Genomic DNA, 22,652 nt, shown 5'->3' on the forward strand with positions numbered 1-22,652 from the left:
AGTTCTCTGTTAAATAGGACTATGTCCTTTTTCTTCAAATCGCCCTAATAGATGAATAAAAACCGCTTGATTGCGGTTTTTTTGTTATCAAAATAGTCTAAATCACTCATCTAAGCGAATAAACATCATTGCGTTAAGTAAGGAGATGAGTGCGACCGTATTAATATTATTGGAATATATCAGTCTCTTGTTCTCAATGGGTGGAATAATAAAATTAGAAATGATGATATCGTAAGGTGATTCTTTTAAAGAATCGATTGATAGTTCTAATTTATTCCAAACTTCAAGTTCAAAATTGTTACTGCAATAATAAGAAAGTGTCTCTGCTACCGATCTTGCATGATACTGATCAAAATTGCTCATGACTAAAACTTTTAATTTAGGCTGATTTTGTAAAAGATTCAGCACTAAATGTTTGCTGTGAGTGATAAAAGTATAGGATAGATGGTTGACTTTCATTGGTGTGCTATGGATATACAAAGTCTCTAGGTAATGTTCAATCCCTTTTTTAATATCTGAAACAAATTGAGGGAAAATATTTTGAAAGTTCTTGATTGTATTCCCTTTTTGATCAAACAGAATAAATTCTGTAGATAGTTCCTGACGGTGCAGATGTGCTGTATTATGCAAATGCCAAATAAGATTGTCATTATTGTCTATTTTTAGATTATAATTGCTTTCTATCTGATCAATTAAATCACTTAATAATTGATACGAATTTTTTACATAGCTATCTGTTTTTGCGCAGCTCATAAATAGATTTTCATCAATGAAAAACATTTTTTGAAAATAGGAGACAAATAGTTGGCCTATCACTTCTTTATTCAAAGAGATATGATATTCAGAATCAAAGCTCGCTATAATGTCTTCGATTCCTTCTTCCTGCATGAAAGATTCTAACAATTGATTGTTAAAAGAATCTTTCTCAACTTCCAAGAAATGACCAAACTTTATTCGATATAAATTCGTAACGAGGAGTAATTTTAACATTCTTTGAGTTGCGAAATTGACAGGAAATGCAGTTTCTTTATAGACAAGTTCTAACAGCTTACACAAAGGTTCTACTGAAAAATCTGCAAAGGGCCATTCAAGAAAATAATATTTTTCCAAAAAATATTGTGCAAAAAAATAACGGATATCAATCTCATCTCCAATAATCCGAGCAGGATTGAGACTAATTTTAAAATTATATTGTTTTTTTATAATTTTGTTAATATGACTGATTATACGATAGAGTGAGGAAGAGCTTATATAAAACTCTTTGCAAATACTCTCAGTTTCGTATCCTTCGTTAAAGAAGATGAATTCTAAAATTGAAAAATGGGTTGAATGCTTAAAAAAATGGTGATAGACCATCTCAATATCACTATCATCGGTATTAATGATACGTATGCCATTAGTAGACGAGTGAAAAATCAATTGAGGAAACGCAGACTTGACATGGGATAAATCATCTTTTACTGAACGTTCTGTACAATTCAATAGTTCAGCCAACTCAGAAATATGAAACCAGCGTTTGTTTTTAAATAGTAGTTCTAGTAGTTCTAATTGCCTGTGGCTCTTTTTAGATAGTAATTCTCGCATTAAAATATTATCTTTCTTTATATAGTGTTTTTATTATCAGGCAATTATACCATATTTTATGCATTTAACCTCGTTTAACAACTCAAAAATATATCTAAAAATGCTGATAAAAGCCTATAGAACAAGGAATTCTTATCTTTGCGTATCTATAGTACAGATAAACGGAAAGAAAACCAAGTTGAATTATTATGTTTCCAAGTTGGAAAATTATATAATTATGTTAATTAAAAAATAATAGTAAAAAATATTATTAAACAATTTTGATTTAGAAAAAATTAGAAAGGAGAATCAATATGCTTTGGTCTATTATTGTTGGAGGTGTTATTGGTCTTATTGCTGGATCAATCACTAAAAAAGGCGGCTCAATGGGTGTTATTGCAAACGTTGTTGCAGGTTTAGTTGGTTCTGCTGTCGGTCAGTCACTTTTAGGAACTTGGGGTCCTAGTTTGGCTGGTATGGCCTTGCTTCCTTCTATCATTGGTGCAGTTATTGTGGTAGCTGTTGTATCATTTTTTGTAGGTAAAAAGGCATAAATTGTCTTTTTACTTTCAAAATACAATTTAAAATTTAATGATGTGAGGATTCAATATGTCAAAATCAAGAAAAATACTTTCCCTTATTTTCTGTATTTTAATCTTGACAATTTTGATTCCTGTTTTGCTAGACTTTCATAAAGTCAGCGGTCTGGGGCTCCAGTTATTTAGCTGGAAGTTATTCACGTGGAAGCAGATTCCTTTTGTGGGCTACTATCTTTCTAGGTATGTTTTCTGGGGCACTGTGGTTTTAGCAAGCTTAATCTTACTACTAATGTTAGTGATAGTTTTTTATCCTAAGAGACGTTTGGAAATTCAGCTAGCTGATGCGGATGGGAAACTGATGCTGAAAAATTCAGCGATTGAAGGGTTTGTTCGTAGTGTGTTAACAGAACACGGTTTAATTAAAGATCCTACAGTTTCAGTAAATAGCCGTAAAAACAAATGCATGGTTTCTGTTAAAGGGGCAATCGTTCCTTCGGAAAACATCATTAAGAGAAGTCAGTTGATTCAAGAAGAAATTGCGTCTGGATTGACAGAATTCTTCGGAATCAATCATAATGTCAAGCTTAAAATCTCTGTCTCAGACTTCAAGCCAAAAGAAGCGGCTAAAAAAACTACTAGTCGTGTAAAGTAAGGAAGTAAAAAATGGAATGGTTTAAAAAATATCAATATCCAATCTTGTCTGGATTAGCAGGCATTATTCTAGCATGTTTTATCCTATCCTTTGGCTTCTTTAAGACTCTATTTGTCTTGATTTGCGCTACTCTAGGGGCAGGAATCGGATATTATATTCAAAAAAATAATATATTTAAATAACTAATCAAGGAGTTTAATATGTCAAATAAAGATGTTAAAGATGTTGCAAAAAAAGAAGTTGCTCAAGCAGCTCATGAAGTAAAAGGTGAATTGACTTACGATGATAAGGTCATTCAAAAAATTATCGGTCTCTCTTTAGAGAAAGTTTCAGGTTTGCTGGCTGTTGACGGCGGCTTCTTCTCTAACATAAAAGATAAATTGGTCAACTCTGACAATGTCACTCATGGTGTCAATGTTGAAGTTGGTAAAGAACAAGTAGCTGTTGACCTGAATGTGGTTGCGGAATATCAAAAGAATGTTCCTGATCTATACAAAGAAATCAAGAAAGTCGTTGCAGAAGAAGTTTCTAAGATGACTGATTTGGAAGTTGTTGAAGTAAATGTCAATGTTGTTGATATTAAAACGAAAGAACAACACGAAGCGGATTCAGTAAGCCTTCAAGACCGAGTGACAGATGTTGCTGAATCAACAGGCGAATTTGCTTCAGAGCAATTCGAAAAAGCAAAATCTGGCATTAGCGGTGGTTTCTCAGCTGTTCAAGAAAAAGTTGGCGATGGTGTAGAGGCTGTTAAAGACGCTGCATCAAATGAAAAAGCTCGCGTTCGTTAATTCTCTCACTGAGATTAGGAATTCTTATATTCTTTCATTGCTTTAAAAATTGAAACTAATAACGGAGGTATCAATTATGTCTACAGAAGAAAAATTCAACCAAGCTAAAGGTTCTGTTAAAGAAGGACTAGGCAAATTAACTGGTGATAAAAAAACAGAAAAAGAAGGAGCTGCTGAAAAAGTAGTTTCTAAAGTTAAAGAAGTTGCAGAAGATGCCAAAGATGCCGTTGAAGGCGCAATCGAAGGCGTTAAAAATATGGTTAAAAAAGACGATAAATAAAACCAATAGTTGATTTTCCTTATAAAAAGTCTTTGTTAACTATAGTCACTGATAAAAATTATCTAGAGTTTAAAGGAGATCATTTTAAGGTCTCCTTTCTTTTTTTGCTTGACTTCTTTTTAGCTAAAAAGTTTTTTAATTTCTTGATTGTAAACGCTTGCAAAAATTAAAATAGAGTACTATAATAGAATTAAGGAAATAGAAAGGAAACCAAATTCATTCGCTTTTAAGTTTACTTTGTTGGTATAGTTGTTTGTAATACATAAGTAGTTGCTTTACTTGACATATTGGTTGAATTGTCAGACAGGCCTGCTTAGCTTGCCTGATTGTAACGATAGTATAGAAAGTAGAAGCTTTTAGATGGTTTTCAAACTTCGAGAATTCAATCAATAGTGCTTTATTATGTTATAGAGATTTCCAATGCTAAGATAAAAAGAAAATCATTAGCGGTTGAAGGAATTAAAAGTTTATAAAAAATAATAAAAACAATAAATCAAAAAAATGTTATTCAGTTACACCTTGGATGAACTGATTGCTCTCATACCAGCGAAGTAAACCAGACCTCTAGCCGAGTAAAGCTAGAGGTCGTTTTTTGCTACGATTGGCATGTCGTGTATCTGGGGTGAAAGCCCTCTGGGGGCTGTTTTCTTATACTTTGCAAGTATAAGATACCGTTGACAAGAAAGGGTTTTCGGTATATATTTATATTAGGAATGATGATTGGAAAACAATCAGCAGTTAGAAGAGAGGTTGTTATAGGAGCTGTTTTTTTAGCGTCATCATTGCTTTTCATTATTAGGAAGGTATGATTATGCCGATTATAAGAAAAGTTCAAGTGTATCTTTTGCTTCTGTTTTTCTCTTTGAGCGGTGTCTTGCCAAGTCAGATTGTCTTTGCGGAGCAGTCGCAGAATGGTGTCTAAAGATTTGATTGACAAATACCGCTGGATTTCGTTGATTCAGTACAATGGCATGCGGGTCAGCAAGCGGATGCTCCGATACTATGGTGTTGACTGGTGATAAGCAATTTGCAAGACCAAGTGAGCCAATAAAAGGTGAGAAACCCGGATATCATACAGCTTGATATTCGGGTTTTTGGAAAGGTAAAGAGAAAATGAAGCTGAAAAAAGAAAAATGTCGGCACCAGCTGTTTGACTATGAGGCCGACTATGTCATCTGCCCGACCTGCGGTGAGCCTATTGCGGAGAATATACCGAATAATCCCAATTTCAAGCTGCAGATGATTCGGCGGAGTCGGAAGTATAAAAGATTTTTAAGGTGGAAAACAGGTTATTTCTTTTTCTTGTTTTTAATATTATTTTTAATGTTATTCATTATCTTCAATTATCAATTCTTGGATAGTTTAGTGATTAAAAGCTACGGGATTACAGGTATTGATTCTTTTGAGCCTATTCTCAAATGGAGCTTCTATCCCTTCAAAGATGTTGTAGAGACAGCGGCCGTCCTCACTTTTATTCTTGCAGGACCTCAGCTTGATAGACGAGAATGGCTGAGACGCTGGCATCTTCAAAAGCATGCACATTACTATTTGGCATCATATCTGTATCCAGTAATCAGAGTAGCAAATTATATTCTTTTAATTTATCTAGGCAGTGAATTTTGGAGTAAGCTTATTTATTTAGAAGAGATGGACTTGTTGAATTATCACTTAGGTGGTCAGGAACTGATTTACGCTAGCGCGGTCTATGCTAAGGAAAATCTTCGCGGCCTCTACATTGTGCTGGGCCTTAATTTTCTTGCAGACTGCTGGCTCTTTTTCTACCAGCGCTTGGCTATATGGGCGAATCGTTTTTAGGATTTATGAAAGAGTATGAATATGAAAAAAGAAAAATGCCGCCACCAACTGTTTGACTATGAAGCCGACTATGTCATTTGTACGGCCTGCCTCTTTCTGCCTCTGCTCTTTCCTTGCCATATCGGTCTTTGGGTAGCAGTGATTGGAATTTTGGCGACCTAAATCCTGCCCGGCTTTCTCAGTAATCCCAATCGCGGTTTTGTCTCGGCTGATCTCAGCCCCATCGATTTTCCTCATTTGATTGAGCGGCTGTTTCTTCTGGACATTATCACTTTTGGGTAGAAGTTGATTGGGCTTTCCGAGCATTTCGGAAATGAAAATTTCTCCCCCCTGTCTGTCCTTCTGCCCTACACTCCTTGTAATAAGCTAGAACGTAGATTCTCAATGAGGTTTCTGCTTATAGAGGTAGCGCTTCCGATTCTAAGCTTGATAGCTAGCCTGCTGTTCTTTTCTGCTCATGCTCTGGCAACGGTCGGGCTGACTTTCTTGGTTACAGCTGCGATAATGGTTTATTTTGTCCGTTTTAATCTGACTGGCAAAGCCTAACCCTAAAAAGGGACAGTTTGCGGCTGTTTCTTTTTTTGCTGTCGGTGTGTTTTTTCGTGGTTAGAAAAATAGCTCCATTCTAAGTGACAATGGAAAAACAATTTTTCTTTGTTTTGAAAAAAGCTGAAAAAATGCTATAATAGGTTAGATATGCAAACCTAAGGTTTGCAAGACTGTAATTCGACTTGGCTAGCCAAGGACCGTTAGTAATAAAATAAAGAATCTTTGATAAAAGTGAGGTTCTGAAAATTGAATAGGAGAAAAAATGAGCAAGAGCAATATTAAACTGATTGCTTTGGGCGGCGTACGTGAAAATGGGAAAAATCTTTACGTTGCCGAAGTGGATGATTCCATTTTTGTATTGGATGTTGGGCTGAAGTACCCAGAAAATGAGCAGTTGGGCGTGGATTATGTCGTTCCCAACATGGACTATTTGTTTGAAAACAAGAAGCGGATTGCGGGTGTCTTTCTGACGCACGGGCACGCGGATGCGATTGGTGCTCTGCCTAATCTTTTAGCAGATGCTAAGGTGCCGGTTTTCGGATCAGAGTTGACGATTGAGCTGGCCAAGCTTTTTGTCAAGAATAACGATGCAGTTAAGAAATTCAATGATTTCCATGTGATTGATGAAAATACTGAGATTGAGTTTGGCAAAACAGTGGTTTCTTTCTTCCGGACGACTCACTCGATTCCTGAGAGTTTGGGAATTGTCATCAAGACCAGAAAAGGCAGCATCGTTTATACAGGTGATTTCAAGTTTGACCAGTCTGCCAGCCCGTCCTATGCGACAGACTTTGGCCGTCTGGCTGAGATTGGCCGCGAGGGTGTTCTGGCCTTGCTCAGTGATTCAGCCAATGCAGATAGCACTGTTCAGGTGGCTAGCGAGAGCGAGGTCGGCAAGGAAATCGAAGATACGATTGCTGACTGGGATGGTCGTGTGATTGTTGCGGCGGTTGCCAGCAACTTATCTCGTATCCAGCAGGTCTTTGATGCAGCTGCAGAGACTGGCCGCCGAGTGGTTTTGACGGGCTTTGATGTTGAAAATATTGTTCGTACAGCTATCCGCCTCAAGAAGTTGTCTTTGGTGGACGAACGCCTCTTAATCAAGCCCAAGGAAATGTCTAAGTTTGAAGACCATGAGCTGATTATCTTGGAGACTGGCCGGATGGGTGAGCCTATCAATGGCCTGCGCAAGATGTCGATCGGACGTCACCGCTATGTGGAAATCAAGGAAGGCGATTTGATTTACATCGTAACGACACCGTCTATTGCCAAGGAAGCGGTCGTGGCTCGCGTGGAAAATATGATTTATCAGGCGGGTGGCATTGTCAAGCTGATTACCCAAAACCTGCGGGTTTCGGGTCATGGAAATGCGCGTGATTTGCAGCTCATGATTAACCTGCTGCAGCCCAAGTACCTCTTCCCGATTCAGGGTGAGTACCGCGGATTGGATGCTCATGCTAAGGCTGCCATGGAAGTTGGCATGCTGCCGGAAAATATCTTCATTCCTAAGCGTGGCAGCATTATGGAATACGACCATGGTGATTTTGTGCCTGCTGGTGCAGTATCAGCTGGAGATGTCATGATTGATGGAAATGCGATTGGAGGTGTGGGCAATATCGTCCTGCGTGACCGCAAGGTCTTGTCTGAAGATGGTATTTTCATCGTGGCACTTACGGTTAACCGTAAGGAAAAGAAAATCATTTCCAAGGCTAAAGTACACACCCGAGGATTTGTCTATGTCAAGAAGAGCAGAGATATTTTGCGCGAAAGCTCTGACATTATCAATAAAACCGTGGAAGACTATCTGGCGCAGGATAGCTTTGACTGGGGTGAGCTGAAGGGTGCTGTCCGTGACAGTCTGGCCAAATATCTCTTTGACCAGACCAAGCGTCGTCCAGCTATTTTGCCGGTCGTTATGGAAGTGCGGTAAAAATCTGAACACAAATACAAGAAAAGTCGGGTTTCGGCTTTTTCTTGTCAGGAAGATACGAAGGAGAAATGCGAATGGCAGTGATGAAAATAGAGTATTATTCAGAAGCTTTGGAGATGGAATGGGGAGTCAATGTCCTCTATCCGGACGCAGCTCGCGTGGATAAGCCGGATGATAAGGATATTCCTGTTTTGTATCTGCTTCATGGTATGAACGGGAATCACAATAGCTGGCTCAAGCGCTCAAATATTGAGCGTCTGGTTCGCTCGACTAATCTGATTGTTGTCATGCCTAATACCAGCAATGGCTGGTACACCGATACTCAGTATGGTTTTAACTATTACGAAGCCATCGCTGAGGAGCTGCCTCGGGTGCTCAAGCGCTTTTTCCCAAATATGTCGGATAAGCGGGAGAAGAATTTTATCGCTGGTCTTTCCATGGGCGGATACGGAGCCTTTAAGCTGGCTCTCAAGTCTAACCGTTTTTCATATGCAGCTAGTCTTTCGGGAGCTTTGAGTTTTCTTGATGCTCGTCCAGATAATGCTGAAATGGCAACGCCAGCCTATTGGCGAGGAGTTTTTGGAGACTATAAAGACTGGACCAGCAGCCCCCATTCGCTGGAGAGTATAGCCAAGCAATCTGATAAAAAGACCAAGCTTTGGGCATGGTGTGGCGAAGAGGATTTTCTCTACAAGGCCAATCAGGAGGCAGTGAAAAATCTGCAAGACTTAGGCTTGGAGATTACTTACAGCCACAGTCCAGGTAAGCATGAGTGGTATTACTGGGAAAAGCAGCTGGAGAATGTGCTGGCCTGGCTTCCTATCGACTTCCAGCTGGAAGAGCGCCTATCGTAAAAATAGACTGTAAAGTCGTATTCTGCCCTCAGAGTATGATATAATGATTACGTTTGAAAATCGGAGTGGGAATGATTCCCCGAAATACAAATAGGAGAATGGAACTTTGACAAAAGCGATTCGAGTGCGTTATGCACCAAGTCCGACTGGACTTTTACACATCGGAAATGCGCGGACTGCGCTCTTTAACTACCTCTATGCTCGTCACTATGGCGGAACCTTCATTATTCGTATCGAGGATACAGACCGCAAACGCCATGTAGAAGACGGAGAACGCTCACAGCTTGAAAACTTACGCTGGCTGGGTATTGACTGGGACGAAAGTCCTGAGACTCACGAAAACTACCGCCAGTCTGAGCGCTTGGATATTTACCAAAAATACGTCAATGAACTCTTGGACAAGGGCTTGGCTTACAAGTCCTATGTGACTGAGGAAGAATTAGCGGCTGAGCGTGAACGTCAGGAAGCAGCTGGTGAAACACCGCGTTATATCAATGAGTTTCTAGGTATGTCAGAGGAAGAAAAGGCAGCCTATATCGCTGAGCGCGAAGCAGCGGGCATCATTCCAACGGTTCGTCTGGCTGTCAATGAAGCTGGTGTCTATAAGTGGACTGACATGGTCAAGGGCGAAATTGAGTTCGAGGGTGGCAATATCGGTGGTGACTGGGTTATCCAGAAGAAAGACGGCTACCCAACTTATAACTTTGCTGTGGTTATTGATGACCATCTGATGGAAATTTCACACGTTATTCGTGGAGATGATCATATTGCTAACACACCTAAACAGCTCATGGTTTATGAAGCTCTAGGCTGGGAAGCACCAGAATTTGGTCACATGACCCTGATTATCAACTCTGAAACAGGTAAGAAGCTGTCCAAGCGCGATACCAATACCTTGCAGTTTATCGAGGATTATCGCAAGAAGGGCTACCTGCCAGAAGCAGTCTTTAACTTTATTGCACTGCTGGGCTGGAATCCTGGCGGCGAGCATGAGATTTTCTCTCGTCAAGAATTAATTGAGCTTTTTGACGAAAAACGTCTCAGCAAGTCCCCAGCTGCCTTTGACCAGAAGAAGCTGGACTGGATGAACAACGAATACATCAAGAATGCGGATTTTGACACAATCTTCGCCCTGGCTAAGCCGTACTTGGAAGAAGCGGGCCGTTTGACAGATAAGGCAGAAAAGCTTGTAGAGCTCTACAAACCACAAATGAAGTCTGTGGATGAAATCGTGCCGCTGACAGACCTCTTCTTTGCGGACTTCCCAGAGTTGACAGATGCGGAGCGTGAGGTTATGGCTGGTGAAACGGTACCGACTGTGTTGACAGCTTTCAAAGAAAAGTTAGAAGCCATGTCTGATGCAGATTTTGTGACGGAAAATATCTTCCCACAAATCAAGGCTGTCCAAAAAGAGACAGGGATCAAGGGCAAAAACCTCTTCATGCCGATTCGGATTGCCGTTTCGGGCGAAATGCATGGACCAGAGCTGCCAGATACGATTTACCTGCTAGGCCGCGAAAAATCCATCCAGCATATCGAAAACATGCTGAATCAAATTCAATAAGATAAACCAGCTTTCGAGCTGGTTTTTACTTTGCAAATTTTGTTTTTATGTCACAATCGTAATAAGAAAATACCTTAAGGAGATAAAAATGAAAAAATGGATCATTATCTTGGTTGGAGGGCTAGTAGCTTTACTCGTGCTAGTAACCTGTAACCAAAAGAAAGAACAGACGAATCCTGCTTCCAATAGTTCTAAAGCAAGTTTGACTAGCTCCGCATCTTCTAAAAAGTCTGAAAGAGGGACCAATTCGAGCGAACTTGATGGCTAAGCGGATAATCAGGAAACTTCTGATACAGGCTCTCAGCAGAATTCGGAAACTGAAGCTGAAAAGTCTACCAAGGAAACTAGCAAAGGGGAGAAAGAGGCTGCAACAACTTCTAGTTTGGATATGAAGGCTATTGCTTCTGGAGATTTTTCCAGCATGATTGGTACTTGGCAGGATGCCAAAGGGAACAGTTATACTTTCGATGCGTCTGGTATCGAGTCAGATGTTGCCAAGCTTGAGACAGGAGATTACTCTGGGCCAGATGAAAATGGGATTTACCGAGCAGGGATTCGTTGGAAAAACCAAACCGGTGCTGCCTTTCTCATCATTCCAGCAGGAAAGAGTTTGCCAGCCGGGGAGACTGTCAATGGGACAGATCCGACTGATACCAGTCAAGATCGTTTCATCATCACCCAGAGCGTTTCCGAACATCCCGATGTTTTTTACCGCGTAAAATAAGGAGTCTTGACGGACTCTTTTTTTCTTGTTTTGAGTCCAGTATATAATATATTGATTTTGAATAAAAATTGATAAAACGTTTTTATTTTAATAAATATTAAAATTTCTCTTGACATTCGCATTTTCATACAGTAGAATGTTTAAAAATAAAATGTAGAAGGATAGAGGTAATCATATGGTTAAAGAGAAAGTCATTTTAGCATATTCCGGTGGCTTGGACACTTCGGTGGCCATTACTTGGCTGAACAAGGATTATGATGTGATCGCGGTCTGTATGGACGTAGGTGAAGGAAATGATTTGGATTTCATTCATGACAAGGCGCTGAAAGTAGGCGCTATCGAATCACATGTTATTGATGTTAAAGACGAGTTTGCGGAAGACTACGTCTTGGTTGCTCTGCAAGGACACACCTTCTACGAACGAAAATATCCTCTAGTGTCCGCTCTGAGCCGACCTTTGATTTCTAAGAAATTGGTTGAAATTGCCCACAAGACGGGGGCGACAACCATTGCCCATGGCTGTACCGGAAAAGGAAACGATCAGGTACGTTTTGAAGTCGCTATCGCCTCCTTAGATCCCAAGCTCAAGGTGATTGCTCCGGTTCGGGAGTGGAAATGGTCTCGGGAAGAAGAGATTAATTACGCTAAAGCTAATGGTGTGCCAATTCCAGCAGATCTGGACAGCCCCTACTCAGTTGACCAAAACCTTTGGGGGCGGGCCAATGAGTGCGGAGTATTAGAAAATCCTTGGAATGAAGCACCTGAAGACGCCTATGATTTGACGGTTGCACCAGAAGCAGCGCCAGACAGTCCAGTCTATGTAAATATTGATTTTGAGGCGGGCGTGCCAGTTGCTTTAGATGGCAAAAAGATGAAGCTGGCGGACTTGATTCTTGAGCTCAATGACCTAGCTGGACAACACGGTGTTGGGCGGATTGACCATGTGGAAAACCGTCTGGTGGGGATTAAGTCTCGGGAAATCTATGAATGCCCTGGGGCGGTGACTCTCTTGGCTGCCCACAAGGAAATCGAGGATCTGACTTTAGTTAGAGAATTGGCTCATTTTAAGCCGATTATCGAAAATGAACTGTCCAATCTCATCTACAATGGCCTTTGGTTTAATCCAGCGACAGAAGCTCTGATTGCCTATCTCAAGTCCACTCAGCAGGTGGTTAATGGAACAGCTAAAGTGAAGCTTTATAAGGGGGCTGCGACAGTCGTGGCACGTAAGTCTGATAATTCTCTCTACGATGAAAGTCTGGCCACCTATACCAGTGCAGATACCTTTGACCAGGATGCCGCGATTGGCTTTATCAAGCTATGGGGTCTTCCATCTAAGGTTCACGCAGAGGTTCAGGCTCACAAGGACAAATAGAAAGGGGCTTTCCTATGGTGAATCATAAACTGTGGGGCGGACGTTTTGAAGCCTCTCTGGAAGGCTGGGTAGAGGAGTTTGGTGCCAGCATCGGATTTGACTATCGTCTGGCTCCTTATGATCTGCAGGGCAGCCTAGCCCATGTCAAAATGCTGGGACGGACGGGAATCATTGCTCCAGAGGAAGCAGCTGCTATTCAGGCAGGCCTAGAAAAGCTGCTGGTACGTTATCAGGCTGGAGAGCTTGAGTTTGATGTGCGTAATGAAGATATTCATATGAATATGGAGGCTCTTCTGACCGAGGAGATTGGGCCAGTGGCTGGCAAGCTTCATACGGCTCGCTCCCGTAATGACCAGGTGGCGACAGATATGCACCTCTATCTCAAGGATCAGCTCGGCCAGATTGCGGATAAACTCTTGAATCTGCGTCAGGTGCTGCTGGACTTGGCTGAGGAGCATGTAGAGACTATCATGCCAGGCTATACCCATCTGCAGCATGCCCAGCCGATTAGCTTTGCCCATCATCTACTGGCCTATTATCAGATGTTCAGCCGGGATAGTCAGCGCTTTGCCTTTAATCTGGAGCATACGGATTTATCTCCTTTAGGAGCAGCGGCTCTGGCGGGGACAACGTTTCCAATTGATAGGGAGCTGACGGCTGATTTATTGGGCTTCAAAGGCATTTACCACAATTCTTTGGATGCGGTCAGTGATCGAGATTTTATCTTGGAGTTTCTATCTAACAGCAGCATGCTCATCATGCATCTGTCTCGTCTCTGCGAGGAGCTGATTAACTGGTGCAGCTATGAATATGGCTTTGTCAGTCTGTCAGACACCTTTAGTACAGGATCATCCATTATGCCGCAAAAGAAAAATCCGGACATGGCGGAGCTGATTCGGGGTAAGAGCGGCCGGGTCTATGGCCATCTCTTCAGTCTTCTGACGGTTATGAAATCCCTGCCCTTGGCCTATAATAAGGACCTGCAGGAAGACAAGGAAGGCATGTTCGATACAGTAGATACTATCCAAAAATCGCTGGATATTATGGCGGGTATGCTGTCTAGTATGACAGTCAATAAGGAAAAAATGCTGGTTTCAACCCAGCAAGACTTCTCCAATGCGACAGAATTGGCTGACTATCTGGCCAAGAAAGGACTGCCTTTCCGGGAAGCCCATGAGATTGTCGGAAAGTTGGTGCTGGAATGCAGCAAGGCAGGCTATTATCTACAGGATATTCCGCTGAGCCGCTATCAAGAAGTGTCATCACTGATTGAGGAAGATATTTATCAAGCGCTCGAATCACAAACGGCTGTACAAAAGCGGAATTCCCTTGGCGGGACAGGATTTGCACAGATTCGTCAGGAGTTGGAAAGAGCTAAGAAACAGCTGGAAAAGAAATAAGATATAGGGAACATCGCAAGGGAATTGCGGTGTTCTTTTGGTGAATCAACCTTTTAAATATTTGCAAAAACGGCGTCATAGCAGGACTTATTGGCATTTTCGAAAAATATGGTATAATAGATATAATTTTGGTGGATGGAGTTGAGTTTTGAGAAAAAACTATCGCGTCAAGAGCGAAAAAGATTTTAATGCGATTTTTAAAAGAGGACAGAGTTTTGCTAATCGAAAATTTGTCGTTTACATGTTAGAAAAAGAGCAAAAGCATTTTCGAGTAGGAATTTCCGTCAGTAAAAAGTTGGGGAATGCAGTAGTTCGTAATCGTATTAAAAGAAAAATCCGCCATGTCTTGATGCAGCATCAAAAACATCTAGTCCAGGCAGACTTCGTAGTTATTGCTCGCAAAGGAGTAGAGGAGCTGGACTACCACCAAGTTGAACAAAATTTATTGCATGTATTAAAGATTGCTAAACTTTATCAGGAAGGATTCATTTGTGAAACAGAAAAGTAAATTAGGGATTTTGCTGGTTGCCTCGCTGCTCTTTCTCACAGCCTGCGGAACCAGTCAAGTTACAGCCGATTCACATGGCTTCTGGGAACAGCTAGTATATTTCTTTGCAGACACCATTCGTTTTCTATCCTTTGGTGGAAGCAAGGGGATTGGGATTATTCTCTTTACCTTGATTATCCGGACAGTTCTCCTGCCGGTCTTCCAATTCCAGACGACTTCTTCGCGTAAGCTGCAGGAAGTGCAGCCGCATATCAAGCAGCTACAGGAAAAGTATCCTGGTAAGGATATGGAGAGCAGAACGGCCTTGGCTGAGGAAACGCAAAAACTCTACAAAGAGAAGGGTGTCAATCCCTATGCCTCATTCATTCCGCTCTTTATCCAGATGCCAGTGCTCTTGGCTCTGTTTCAAGCCCTGACTCGGGTTGATTTTATGAAAACAGGTCACTTCCTCTGGCTCAATCTAGGAGCGACAGATCCGACCTTTATTCTTCCGCTGTTGGCGGCTCTCTTCACTTTCTTCAGTACTTGGCTTTCAAACAAAGCCTTGCCTGAGAGAAATGGCGGGATGACAGTCATGATGTACCTGATGCCAGTTGTGATTTTCTTTTTTGCCCTCTATGCAGCGAGTGGGGTGGCCCTCTACTGGGCGGTCTCAAATGCTTATCAGGTGGTTCAGACCTTGCTGCTGAGCAATCCTTTTAAAATCATTGCCGAGCGGGAAGCTAAGGAACGGTCAGAGCGTCAATTGGAACAGAAAAAGAAACGTGCCCTGAAAAAAGCACAGAAAAAGAAAAAGTAAGTAAGAAGGAGGACTCTTGCAATGGTTATTTTTACAGGAGCAAGTGTTGAAGAAGCCATTCAAAATGGTTTGAAAACGTTGGATATTCCACGTATGAGAGCGCATATCACTGTTATTTCACGTGAGAAAAAAGGCTTTTTAGGTCTGTTTGGCAAGAAGCCAGCTCAGGTGGATGTCGAGCCTATTGCTGAGACGACAGTTGTCAAGGCCAATCAAAAGGCTGTAAAAGGTGTTCCCGAAGAGATTAATGCTCAGAATGAGCCTGTGCAGTCTGTCAGTGAAGCGACGGTTGATTTGGGCCGTGTGGTAGCTGCCATCAAGAAGGTCGAAGGCGAAGGCGAAGTTATCTCAGATGAGGTCAAGGCTGAAATTCTCAAAAATGACAAGCAAGCCAATACAATTTTAGAAGAGACTGGCACTATTGATCTTCTCAAGACCAACCAAGCTATTGATGAGTCAATTGCTCAAGCAGAAGAGGGCGATAGCAAGGTTATCTCTTTTGAACAAGCAGCTAAAGACAAGGCTGAGCCGACAGAAACAGAAGAAAGCTCTTTTGCTGATTTAGGCATCCAAGTCGAAGCAGACTATGATATTGAAGAAGTAGTTGAAAACGTAACGGACTACGTTCAGAAAATCGTTGATGAGATGGATGTTGAAGCGGGCATTTCCAGCAGTCACAACCGCCGAACTATCAACATGCAGATTGATACCAATGAACCGGGGCGCGTGATTGGCTACCACGGAAAAGTCTTGAAAGCTCTGCAGCTCTTGGCGCAAAACTATCTTTATAACCAATATTCTAAGAGCTTCTACATTTCCATTAATGTCAATGATTATGTTGAGCATCGAGCTGAAGTGCTGCAAAGCTATGCGCAGAAACTGGCTCAGCGGGCTTTGGAAGACCGACGCGGTCAGCACACAGACCCTATGTCTAACAGCGAGCGCAAAATTATCCACCGCATCATCTCTCGCATCGATGGCGTGACTAGCTATTCCGAAGGCGACGAGCCAAACCGCTATGTCGTTGTGGATATTGACAGCGAATAAAAAGAAAGCCAGCAGAGATGCTGGTTTTTGAATATAGAAAGGATTTTTTATGTCACTTTTTCCAGCTATTGAAAGTTATCTGCCTCATCAAGGGGCTAAGTATATATCTCCAGACAAGGCAGAGCAGTTGCGTGCCTCTATGTTGGAGCTAAGAGCTAAGGGCCAGGCGGCACGCAAGGAATTTGCGGATTTGGTCAAGGATTTTCAGAGCCTCTATCCTAAGCTGACCTTGGAGCGAACCAGCCAGTGGATGAATCAGGCACAGATACTGCGGCCCCATTTTTGGAATTATCTTAAAGGCTATGGAGAAATCACAGAACCGATGTTTGCTCTGCGCTTGTATGGAACTGCAGAAGATTTTGGGGTATCGCTGGAGGTGAGCTTCATGGAGCGCAAGAAAGATGAGCACAGCCTCAGCAAGCAAAATCGGGTCTTGGAGTTGCCTATTCAGTCGCCAGCTTACTATTTTGCTCAGATAGATGGTGTGAGTCAGCGTTTTGAAGGAACAGAGGAAAATCGCCAGCTCCTTACTCAGCAGCTAGCGGTCGGTCAGGTTCGTAAGGTCTTGATTAAATACGATATTCCCCTTTCTCAGGCTGCTTCAAGAGAGCAAGTGCTTTCCCAGCTGCAGGAGGCCATGACAGCTTTGATTCCCTTTTATGAGGCGACTCGGACCATATGATTACGTTTACAAAGAGAAAGTTATTTAAGTAAGTATTGACAAAAGGCTTAGAATCATATAGAATAGTAAAGTATGTTTAGTAACTGATCACAACTAGCCGGCTAAACGAATACAAGAATCTAAGAGGAGGTATTCATCGTGAAACGTACTTATCAACCAAGTAAAATCCGTCGTGCGCGTAAACATGGTTTCCGCCATCGTATGTCAACTAAAAACGGTCGTCGTGTATTGGCAGCTCGCCGTCGTAAAGGACGCAAAGTTTTGGCTGCTTAATCCAAACGATTCATCAAGAAACCAGCGGAGACTCGAGACCGCTGGTTTTTTTGTCTTAAATTTATGGGTAAAAGTCAATAGACTGGCAGGGAAGTTCCCTTTTTTGGCCAGTGTCTTTGTTTATGACCTCTGCATACCAATCTCCTTTGAGGCTAAATAGTTTGATAAATTGAACCAGAAGAGACTGCTGTTCATACTTAATTGGAAAAAATTCTTCCTGCCTGTGCAATAAAATATCAAGAATTATTCGCAACTGAGAATTGTTGATTGTCTTTCTGACTTCTGGTTGAAGGATTTTCTCAATTTTTGTGATCTTGCTTAACTGCTGTTCTGAAATCGAGTTTTCAAATTTTTCTTTTAATTTTTGCAGGTCAATATCAAAAGGGCACATATTGTAGTTTTCCAGAGTCAGCATGGAAAAATACAAGGCAGAAATTTCATCTATGGAGAAAATAATAGGAGATAACAAGTCGTTGCTAAGAATTTTATAACTGCCATTCCGGCCCAAGTCAGAATAAATTGGAATTCCCAGCGTTTCAAGGCTGGCAATATCACGAAGGGCAGTGCTTTTTGAAATATGATATCGATTCATAATATCTTTTAGGTTGAATTGTCTTTTCTTATTGAGAAAAATAAGCATATCGTTAATTCTTTGAGATTTATTCATGAGAAACTCCATATTTTTATTAAATAGTTTCAAAAAATGATACCTTTTTATATTATACTAGTTTTAGAGAAAATAATAAAGGAGTCAAATATGAATCAATATTTTAAGGCCTTATTGGCAGAACAGACAGAAATGGCTCTAGCTACTTCTGTAAAGGATATCCCAAATGTAAGAATTGTCAATTTTTACTATGATGAGGAGATGAAGAAATTGTTCTTTATCTCATTTAAAAATAGTCATAAAATCCAAGAGTTGGCAATCAATAATCGTATAGCTCTTACAACAGTCCCGAAAGGTGATGGGAGGTATGTCCGGATTCAAGGGAGAGTCAAAGAAAGCCAGCTTTCTATTGAGGATATAAAAAGCGTTTTTATTCAGAAGTATCCTTATTATCAAGATATTATTGAGCAGCATAGCAACTCCTTGCAACTTTTTGAAGTCTCTTTTTCTGATGCTTTCTTGGTCTTAGATAATAATCAAGTTGAGAAAATCAAACTATAAGGAGAAAATAGATGGTTGAGATAAAAAGATGCGATTGGGCTGAAAATAGTGAGCTTGAGAGAAATTATCATGACCATGACTGGGGGCGACCTGTTCATGACGAGCATAAACTCTTTAAAATGTTGATTTTGGAAGGTCAGCAGGCGGGCTTGAGCTGGCAAACTATTTTGTCAAAAATGGATGCTATGACAGAGGCTTATGAAAACTTCAATCCTGAAATACTCTCCAACTATGACGAGCAGAAGATTGAAGAATTGCTTAGTGATCAAAGAGTGATACGAAATAGGCTGAAAATAAAGGCAGTTATAAAAAATGCTAAGGCCTATTTAAAATTAAAAGAAGAATATGGTAGTTTGGATTCTTATATTTGGTCTTTTGTAAATAATGAACCGATTCTTAATTCATGGTCTAGTATTGAAGAGGTGCCCTCTCGAACGGATCTATCCGATAAAATTAGTAAAGAACTCAAAAAGAAAGGTTTTTCTTTTGTTGGTTCTACGACCATATATGCCTTTATGCAGTCCATTGGCATGGTTAATGATCATTTGCTGACGTGTGATTTTAGAATATAATTATTTTTCCTTTGAGTTAGAAGAATGAGCGGTCTATTATCGAATGCCGGTAAATGATATAAAAAGAGAAAAAAACCAGAAAGAAATTGATTTTCTTTCTGGTTTTTTGTGTATAGTTAAGCACAGTTGCTTATTTTGCTACTGGTAAAAGCATTGGATAAAGATAGCAGAGCAAGGTAAAGCTTATCAGGGCATAAAAGATACCGATGCGAATGGCTTGGATAGGTTTGTAGAAACGAATCAAGGTCAGTAGGCACCAGACTAAGAGAACTAGGATGAACCAAGCTGAAATCAAGCGCAGCGGTGTTGGTCCGTAAAGGTAGATGTAGATGCCAAATAATTTCCAGCCAGCTAGTAAAGCCAGCAGACCGGTAAAGATAAAGAGGATAGTAGCTGCGAATCGCGTCCCTTTCTGGTCCCAGAGTGGCTTTTTGGCAATCAGATAGAAGACACCTAGGACTGCAAAGTTAAGGATAGAGACCCGAACCAGCTGCCAGAAGCCAGCTACGGCAACAGTTGAAGCATTCTGGGGAGAAATAGCCTGAGCTATTGTTCCGGCGCTTAGGAGCTGACCGAGCTCACCCAGACCCGTCAGGAAGAAGAGAGCATAGGTCAGGCAGAGGCTGCCGATGATAATGTAGGCTGCGAAAGCGGGTGCTACTCGCAAAGGGCGGATGCTTGCTTGGAATTTTTTGTAGCTAAGTTTAGTATCTTTTTTGCCTAACAGACTGCCGGCTAGGAGGCCATACAAGTATAGACTGACAGGAACAGCCAGGCAGGCCTTGAAGACAATCATGCTGCTATCAAGACTTGAAAAGAGGGAGTCAAGGAGATTTTCAATAACATCAGCGGTATTGCTGAAGAAAGAAGCAAAGCTGTCTGAAACCTGACTTAGCTGGGACCAGACAAAGTAGACCAAGATTCCTGCAACAAAGAAGCTGCTGACGATAATCACGAGCTGTTGGGATTTCTTTGAAGACAGACTGTCAGAGCTGTCAGAAGAGTCCTGCTGCTTGCCTTCTATAAAGACTAGAATAGCAGCAATGAAATTTTTAAAGGGCAGGATGCAGAAGGCTTGAATGGTGTCAAACCAGACTAGGATACCCAAACGCCCTTGGCTTAACCAGCCTGTGTGGGACAGAATATAGAAGGCGAATGAGATGTGGATGGCTAGAAATTGGAACAATTCTAGCTGGCGATGAAGCCCCCAGAGACTTAAAGCTAGGGCTTGGGCTAACGTCATGATTAGAAAGCTTCTAGCCTCTAATCTGCTGTCAAGATTTTTTATCTGCAGAGATGGATAGGCCAATTTCCTGATTAAGGCCTCGCTTAATAATATAAGGCCGATTGCAAACGGGAAAAAGGGTGCAGTTTGATAATTAAAAAATACAGCAGAGTAAAAGTAGGTTAAAAGATAGAGGATTAGATAGCTGATTTTAAAGAATCGCAGTTGCTTGTCCTCTAGGCCTGTGAAGATGGTCTGTCGTTCTGCTTCTGCGGGCAGACAAGGCTGGACATTCATCTGATCTTGTGCTGGATATTCCATAATTATTTCTCCTCCTCATCGTCAGGGATATACTCCAAAATATCGCCAGGCTGGCAGTCTAGTTCACGGCAGAGAGCGTTGAGTGTTGAAAAGCGGACAGCCTTGGCTCGATTATTTTTTAGGATAGATAGATTGGCTGGTGTTAGGTCAATCAACTCTGCTAAACGGCCAGCACTGATGCGCTTTTGCGCCATGACAAGGTCTAAATTTATCTGAATCATAAGACCTCCTAAATAGTGTAGTCCACTTGATCCTGCAGCTCAATGGCCTTGCCAAAGGCATTGCGGATGACGCGGATAATCAGGGTCAATATACTGCAAGAAACAGTGACTAAGAGCATGGGCAAGTAAGCTGTCAGTCCCATAAATAGGGAGATAAGAGCGACAGTGCCCACTTCCCAGCCAAGATAGCGCATGTACTGAACATTTTGTGTGATAAAGACCTGATTTTTACCAATGCGGCTAAGGAGTCGATAGAGATGGACAATGCAGGCCAGAGCCAGGCAGCCTAGGACATAGCCGAGCAGCAGCAATAGCCAAAAGCGCGTCTCCCCTTGAAAGAAAGGAGAGGGAAATTCGATAACTAGGTTGACGACCCAAGGTCCTAGGGCTATCAGGATAATGGAAGCAATAAATAAAAGGCTGATACTGATTTTTGTAAGAGTGATGCTCATATCTTCAGCAGTCTTTTTCATTTTGTCTGTCATAATTTCCTCCGACTAACGTTTCATTTCTTAGTAACTATAACACGAATATTATCGATAATCAATAAGAAAATATCGAAAAAAGATAAAATCGGTCTTAAGGACTAGATGAAAGTTTCTAAAAATCTCTTATTTTATAAAGATGGATTTATTGTCAGGAGATGAACAGATTAGAAGACGATGAATATTTTGCTTGATTTTTGGTATAATGAAAAACAGGAATTGTATACTCTTCTGGTCAGAAGCGGAGTATGTGTATGTAAGGAGGGAAGAATCTGTGGGTGTAAAGCTTGTTCATTATCGTAGTAAGTTATATGAATTTCTTATGGTGCCTGCCATCGTTTCAAGGGAAGATAAACATATGTGGAAGGATTTACGGCAGAATCAAAAGGAGCTGCTTCTTGATGTACAGCCGCACTATGATAAGCTTTATCAGGATTTACTTCCTTTGAAAAGCGAGCTTGTTGCGGTTAGTTTGTTCGAAGGAGCTACAGTGGGACTGGCTCCGCTCCTCTACCTCTACTTGCTAGAAAAAGGAGAAGATCCGGCCAATTTGCATGACTTGTTAGAATGTCTGAAAAAACTAGACGCAGAGCAAATCATCTATTGCTTATCACTTAAGCTTTCTAAAGGGGGAGTTACCAAGGGATATCCTGAAGATCTGCTGGATTTTATAGAGAATAGTGACAAGTCTCCGGAAAATAAATGGTACTGGTACCAAGCTATTCAGTATCCAGAGAAGCTTCGGGATCAATTAGTTTCCTTGCTAGAAAGAGTGTTCGAGCTCTATCAGCCTATTTATGAGCAGTTTGAGCATGAAGTTCTAGCTTTTGAACAAGAATTTAGCCTATTAGATGTGATGGATGATGAAGAGCAGAACGCTAAGCTTCTTGAAAAGGCCACTCAAGTCTTTGTTCTGTCACCCATGTTTATTGACTCTTTTCTCGAAAAGGTTCCTGATTTCACTTCCTATTCCTTAGTCCTTTCGACGAGAAGTTCCCAGTTATCAAAGGCGGAATCAGAGCTTAACGATGAAACATTGGCTCTGACCTTAAAAACTCTTGGAGATGAAACCCGCTATAAAGTCTTGATTGAATTGATTCAGCCGCATGCCAAGAATAAAGATATAGCTAAAAAATTGGGGCTTACAAGAGCCTCTATCTCATTCCATACGCAAAAGCTCCTAAATTCTGGCTTGCTGGAGCTTGTGGTGGATGATGATTCGGTTAAATACACGGTCAATAAAGAACTGATTCGAAATATTATAGAGAAGTTCAAACAAGACCTAAGATAGTTTAAGAAGACCTGGATTCATTCT

General features: G+C 41.2%; 26 protein-coding genes and 1 pseudogene. 22 read left to right on the forward strand and 5 right to left on the reverse strand.

The window, feature by feature from the left end:
* Positions 1–102: 102 nt before the first annotated feature.
* Positions 103–1,584: a M protein trans-acting positive regulator PRD domain-containing protein gene (locus O3620_RS08280; RefSeq protein ID WP_371601635.1), complete on the reverse strand. Its 1,482-nt coding sequence runs from the start codon at positions 1,582–1,584 to the stop codon at positions 103–105.
* Between the two features lie 293 nt (positions 1,585–1,877).
* Between O3620_RS08280 and O3620_RS08285 the strand changes: the two genes are divergently transcribed.
* The 19 genes and pseudogenes from O3620_RS08285 (at position 1,878) to rpmH (ending at position 17,345) form a co-directional block, all read left to right on the forward strand.
* On the forward strand, positions 1,878–2,117 hold the full coding sequence (locus O3620_RS08285; RefSeq protein ID WP_002899160.1) for a GlsB/YeaQ/YmgE family stress response membrane protein: 240 nt from the start codon (positions 1,878–1,880) through the stop codon (positions 2,115–2,117).
* Positions 2,118–2,172: 55 nt separating this feature from the next.
* Positions 2,173–2,754, forward strand: coding sequence for an alkaline shock response membrane anchor protein AmaP (gene amaP / locus O3620_RS08290; protein WP_371601636.1), 582 nt, complete (start codon positions 2,173–2,175; stop codon positions 2,752–2,754).
* 11 nt (positions 2,755–2,765) lie between these two features.
* Positions 2,766–2,936 (forward strand): DUF2273 domain-containing protein, encoded by a 171-nt coding sequence (locus tag O3620_RS08295; protein ID WP_002905455.1) that lies wholly within the window; start codon positions 2,766–2,768, stop codon positions 2,934–2,936.
* An 18-nt stretch (positions 2,937–2,954) separates the two neighbouring features.
* The gene (locus O3620_RS08300; protein WP_371601637.1) at positions 2,955–3,545 is read left to right on the forward strand and encodes an Asp23/Gls24 family envelope stress response protein; all 591 of its coding nucleotides are present in this window, start codon (positions 2,955–2,957) and stop codon (positions 3,543–3,545) included.
* 76 nt (positions 3,546–3,621) lie between these two features.
* A complete protein-coding gene (locus O3620_RS08305; protein ID WP_002893927.1) occupies positions 3,622–3,825 on the forward strand; it encodes a CsbD family protein in 204 nt (67 codons plus the stop codon).
* 1,113 nt (positions 3,826–4,938) lie between these two features.
* Entirely contained in the window at positions 4,939–5,640 is a 702-nt protein-coding gene (locus tag O3620_RS08310; RefSeq protein ID WP_002899149.1) for a hypothetical protein, read from the forward strand.
* Positions 5,641–5,661: 21 nt separating this feature from the next.
* Positions 5,662–5,802, forward strand: coding sequence for a hypothetical protein (locus O3620_RS08315; protein WP_173306651.1), 141 nt, complete (start codon positions 5,662–5,664; stop codon positions 5,800–5,802).
* A gap of 222 nt (positions 5,803–6,024) precedes the next feature.
* Positions 6,025–6,186, forward strand: coding sequence for a hypothetical protein (locus O3620_RS08320; protein WP_371601638.1), 162 nt, complete (start codon positions 6,025–6,027; stop codon positions 6,184–6,186).
* A gap of 265 nt (positions 6,187–6,451) precedes the next feature.
* The gene (locus O3620_RS08325; RefSeq protein ID WP_371601639.1) at positions 6,452–8,119 is read left to right on the forward strand and encodes a ribonuclease J; all 1,668 of its coding nucleotides are present in this window, start codon (positions 6,452–6,454) and stop codon (positions 8,117–8,119) included.
* Between the two features lie 74 nt (positions 8,120–8,193).
* Complete coding sequence (locus tag O3620_RS08330) at positions 8,194–8,973, forward strand: alpha/beta hydrolase family protein (protein ID WP_002916601.1); 780 nt, start codon at positions 8,194–8,196, stop codon at positions 8,971–8,973.
* A gap of 106 nt (positions 8,974–9,079) precedes the next feature.
* Positions 9,080–10,537: a glutamate--tRNA ligase gene (gene gltX, locus O3620_RS08335; protein ID WP_002916599.1), complete on the forward strand. Its 1,458-nt coding sequence runs from the start codon at positions 9,080–9,082 to the stop codon at positions 10,535–10,537.
* Positions 10,538–10,625: 88 nt separating this feature from the next.
* Positions 10,626–11,261 (forward strand): annotated as a pseudogene (locus O3620_RS08340) (DUF6287 domain-containing protein).
* Positions 11,262–11,436: 175 nt separating this feature from the next.
* The gene (locus O3620_RS08345; RefSeq protein WP_002902161.1) at positions 11,437–12,636 is read left to right on the forward strand and encodes an argininosuccinate synthase; all 1,200 of its coding nucleotides are present in this window, start codon (positions 11,437–11,439) and stop codon (positions 12,634–12,636) included.
* Between the two features lie 14 nt (positions 12,637–12,650).
* Positions 12,651–14,036, forward strand: coding sequence for an argininosuccinate lyase (argH, locus tag O3620_RS08350; RefSeq protein WP_002899135.1), 1,386 nt, complete (start codon positions 12,651–12,653; stop codon positions 14,034–14,036).
* Positions 14,037–14,184: 148 nt separating this feature from the next.
* Positions 14,185–14,544 carry a ribonuclease P protein component gene (gene rnpA / locus O3620_RS08355; protein ID WP_002899133.1) on the forward strand — a complete coding sequence of 120 codons (360 nt, stop codon included), beginning with the start codon at positions 14,185–14,187 and terminating at the stop codon, positions 14,542–14,544.
* Positions 14,528–15,343, forward strand: a complete 816-nt coding sequence (locus O3620_RS08360) for a YidC/Oxa1 family membrane protein insertase (RefSeq protein ID WP_002899132.1) — start codon at positions 14,528–14,530, stop codon at positions 15,341–15,343. The genes rnpA and O3620_RS08360 overlap by 17 nt, the downstream gene beginning before the upstream one ends.
* Before the next feature lie 21 nt (positions 15,344–15,364).
* On the forward strand, positions 15,365–16,390 hold the full coding sequence (gene jag / locus O3620_RS08365; RefSeq protein ID WP_125340297.1) for an RNA-binding cell elongation regulator Jag/EloR: 1,026 nt from the start codon (positions 15,365–15,367) through the stop codon (positions 16,388–16,390).
* Positions 16,391–16,439: 49 nt separating this feature from the next.
* Entirely contained in the window at positions 16,440–17,072 is a 633-nt protein-coding gene (locus tag O3620_RS08370) for an HI_0552 family protein (protein WP_371601640.1), read from the forward strand.
* Positions 17,073–17,210: 138 nt separating this feature from the next.
* Positions 17,211–17,345, forward strand: a complete 135-nt coding sequence (gene rpmH / locus O3620_RS08375) for a 50S ribosomal protein L34 (RefSeq protein WP_002893904.1) — start codon at positions 17,211–17,213, stop codon at positions 17,343–17,345.
* Positions 17,346–17,406: 61 nt separating this feature from the next.
* Here the strand turns inward: rpmH and O3620_RS08380 are convergent, their stop codons facing one another.
* Positions 17,407–18,024, reverse strand: a complete 618-nt coding sequence (locus O3620_RS08380; protein ID WP_002902170.1) for a YafY family protein — start codon at positions 18,022–18,024, stop codon at positions 17,407–17,409.
* Positions 18,025–18,048: 24 nt separating this feature from the next.
* On the opposite strand from O3620_RS08380, the gene O3620_RS08385 reads away from it, so the two are divergent.
* Positions 18,049–18,513, forward strand: a complete 465-nt coding sequence (locus O3620_RS08385) for a pyridoxamine 5'-phosphate oxidase family protein (protein ID WP_002902171.1) — start codon at positions 18,049–18,051, stop codon at positions 18,511–18,513.
* Between the two features lie 11 nt (positions 18,514–18,524).
* The gene (locus O3620_RS08390; protein ID WP_002902173.1) at positions 18,525–19,085 is read left to right on the forward strand and encodes a DNA-3-methyladenine glycosylase I; all 561 of its coding nucleotides are present in this window, start codon (positions 18,525–18,527) and stop codon (positions 19,083–19,085) included.
* 130 nt (positions 19,086–19,215) lie between these two features.
* On the opposite strand, the gene O3620_RS08395 is transcribed toward O3620_RS08390, so the two are convergent.
* From O3620_RS08395 to O3620_RS08405, 3 genes are read right to left on the reverse strand one after another with little or no spacing between them, the layout of a single operon-like run.
* Positions 19,216–20,631: a DUF4153 domain-containing protein gene (locus tag O3620_RS08395; protein WP_002914101.1), complete on the reverse strand. Its 1,416-nt coding sequence runs from the start codon at positions 20,629–20,631 to the stop codon at positions 19,216–19,218.
* A 2-nt stretch (positions 20,632–20,633) separates the two neighbouring features.
* Entirely contained in the window at positions 20,634–20,852 is a 219-nt protein-coding gene (locus O3620_RS08400) for a helix-turn-helix transcriptional regulator (RefSeq protein ID WP_002899126.1), read from the reverse strand.
* An 8-nt stretch (positions 20,853–20,860) separates the two neighbouring features.
* Positions 20,861–21,337 carry a DUF2975 domain-containing protein gene (locus tag O3620_RS08405; protein WP_002914100.1) on the reverse strand — a complete coding sequence of 159 codons (477 nt, stop codon included), beginning with the start codon at positions 21,335–21,337 and terminating at the stop codon, positions 20,861–20,863.
* A 205-nt stretch (positions 21,338–21,542) separates the two neighbouring features.
* Between O3620_RS08405 and O3620_RS08410 the strand changes: the two genes are divergently transcribed.
* Positions 21,543–22,628: a helix-turn-helix transcriptional regulator gene (locus O3620_RS08410; RefSeq protein ID WP_049547756.1), complete on the forward strand. Its 1,086-nt coding sequence runs from the start codon at positions 21,543–21,545 to the stop codon at positions 22,626–22,628.
* The last annotated feature ends 24 nt before the right edge of the window (positions 22,629–22,652 follow it).

Source organism: Streptococcus sp. 27098_8_134, assembly GCF_041431675.1.
GTDB lineage: Bacteria > Bacillota > Bacilli > Lactobacillales > Streptococcaceae > Streptococcus > Streptococcus sanguinis_R.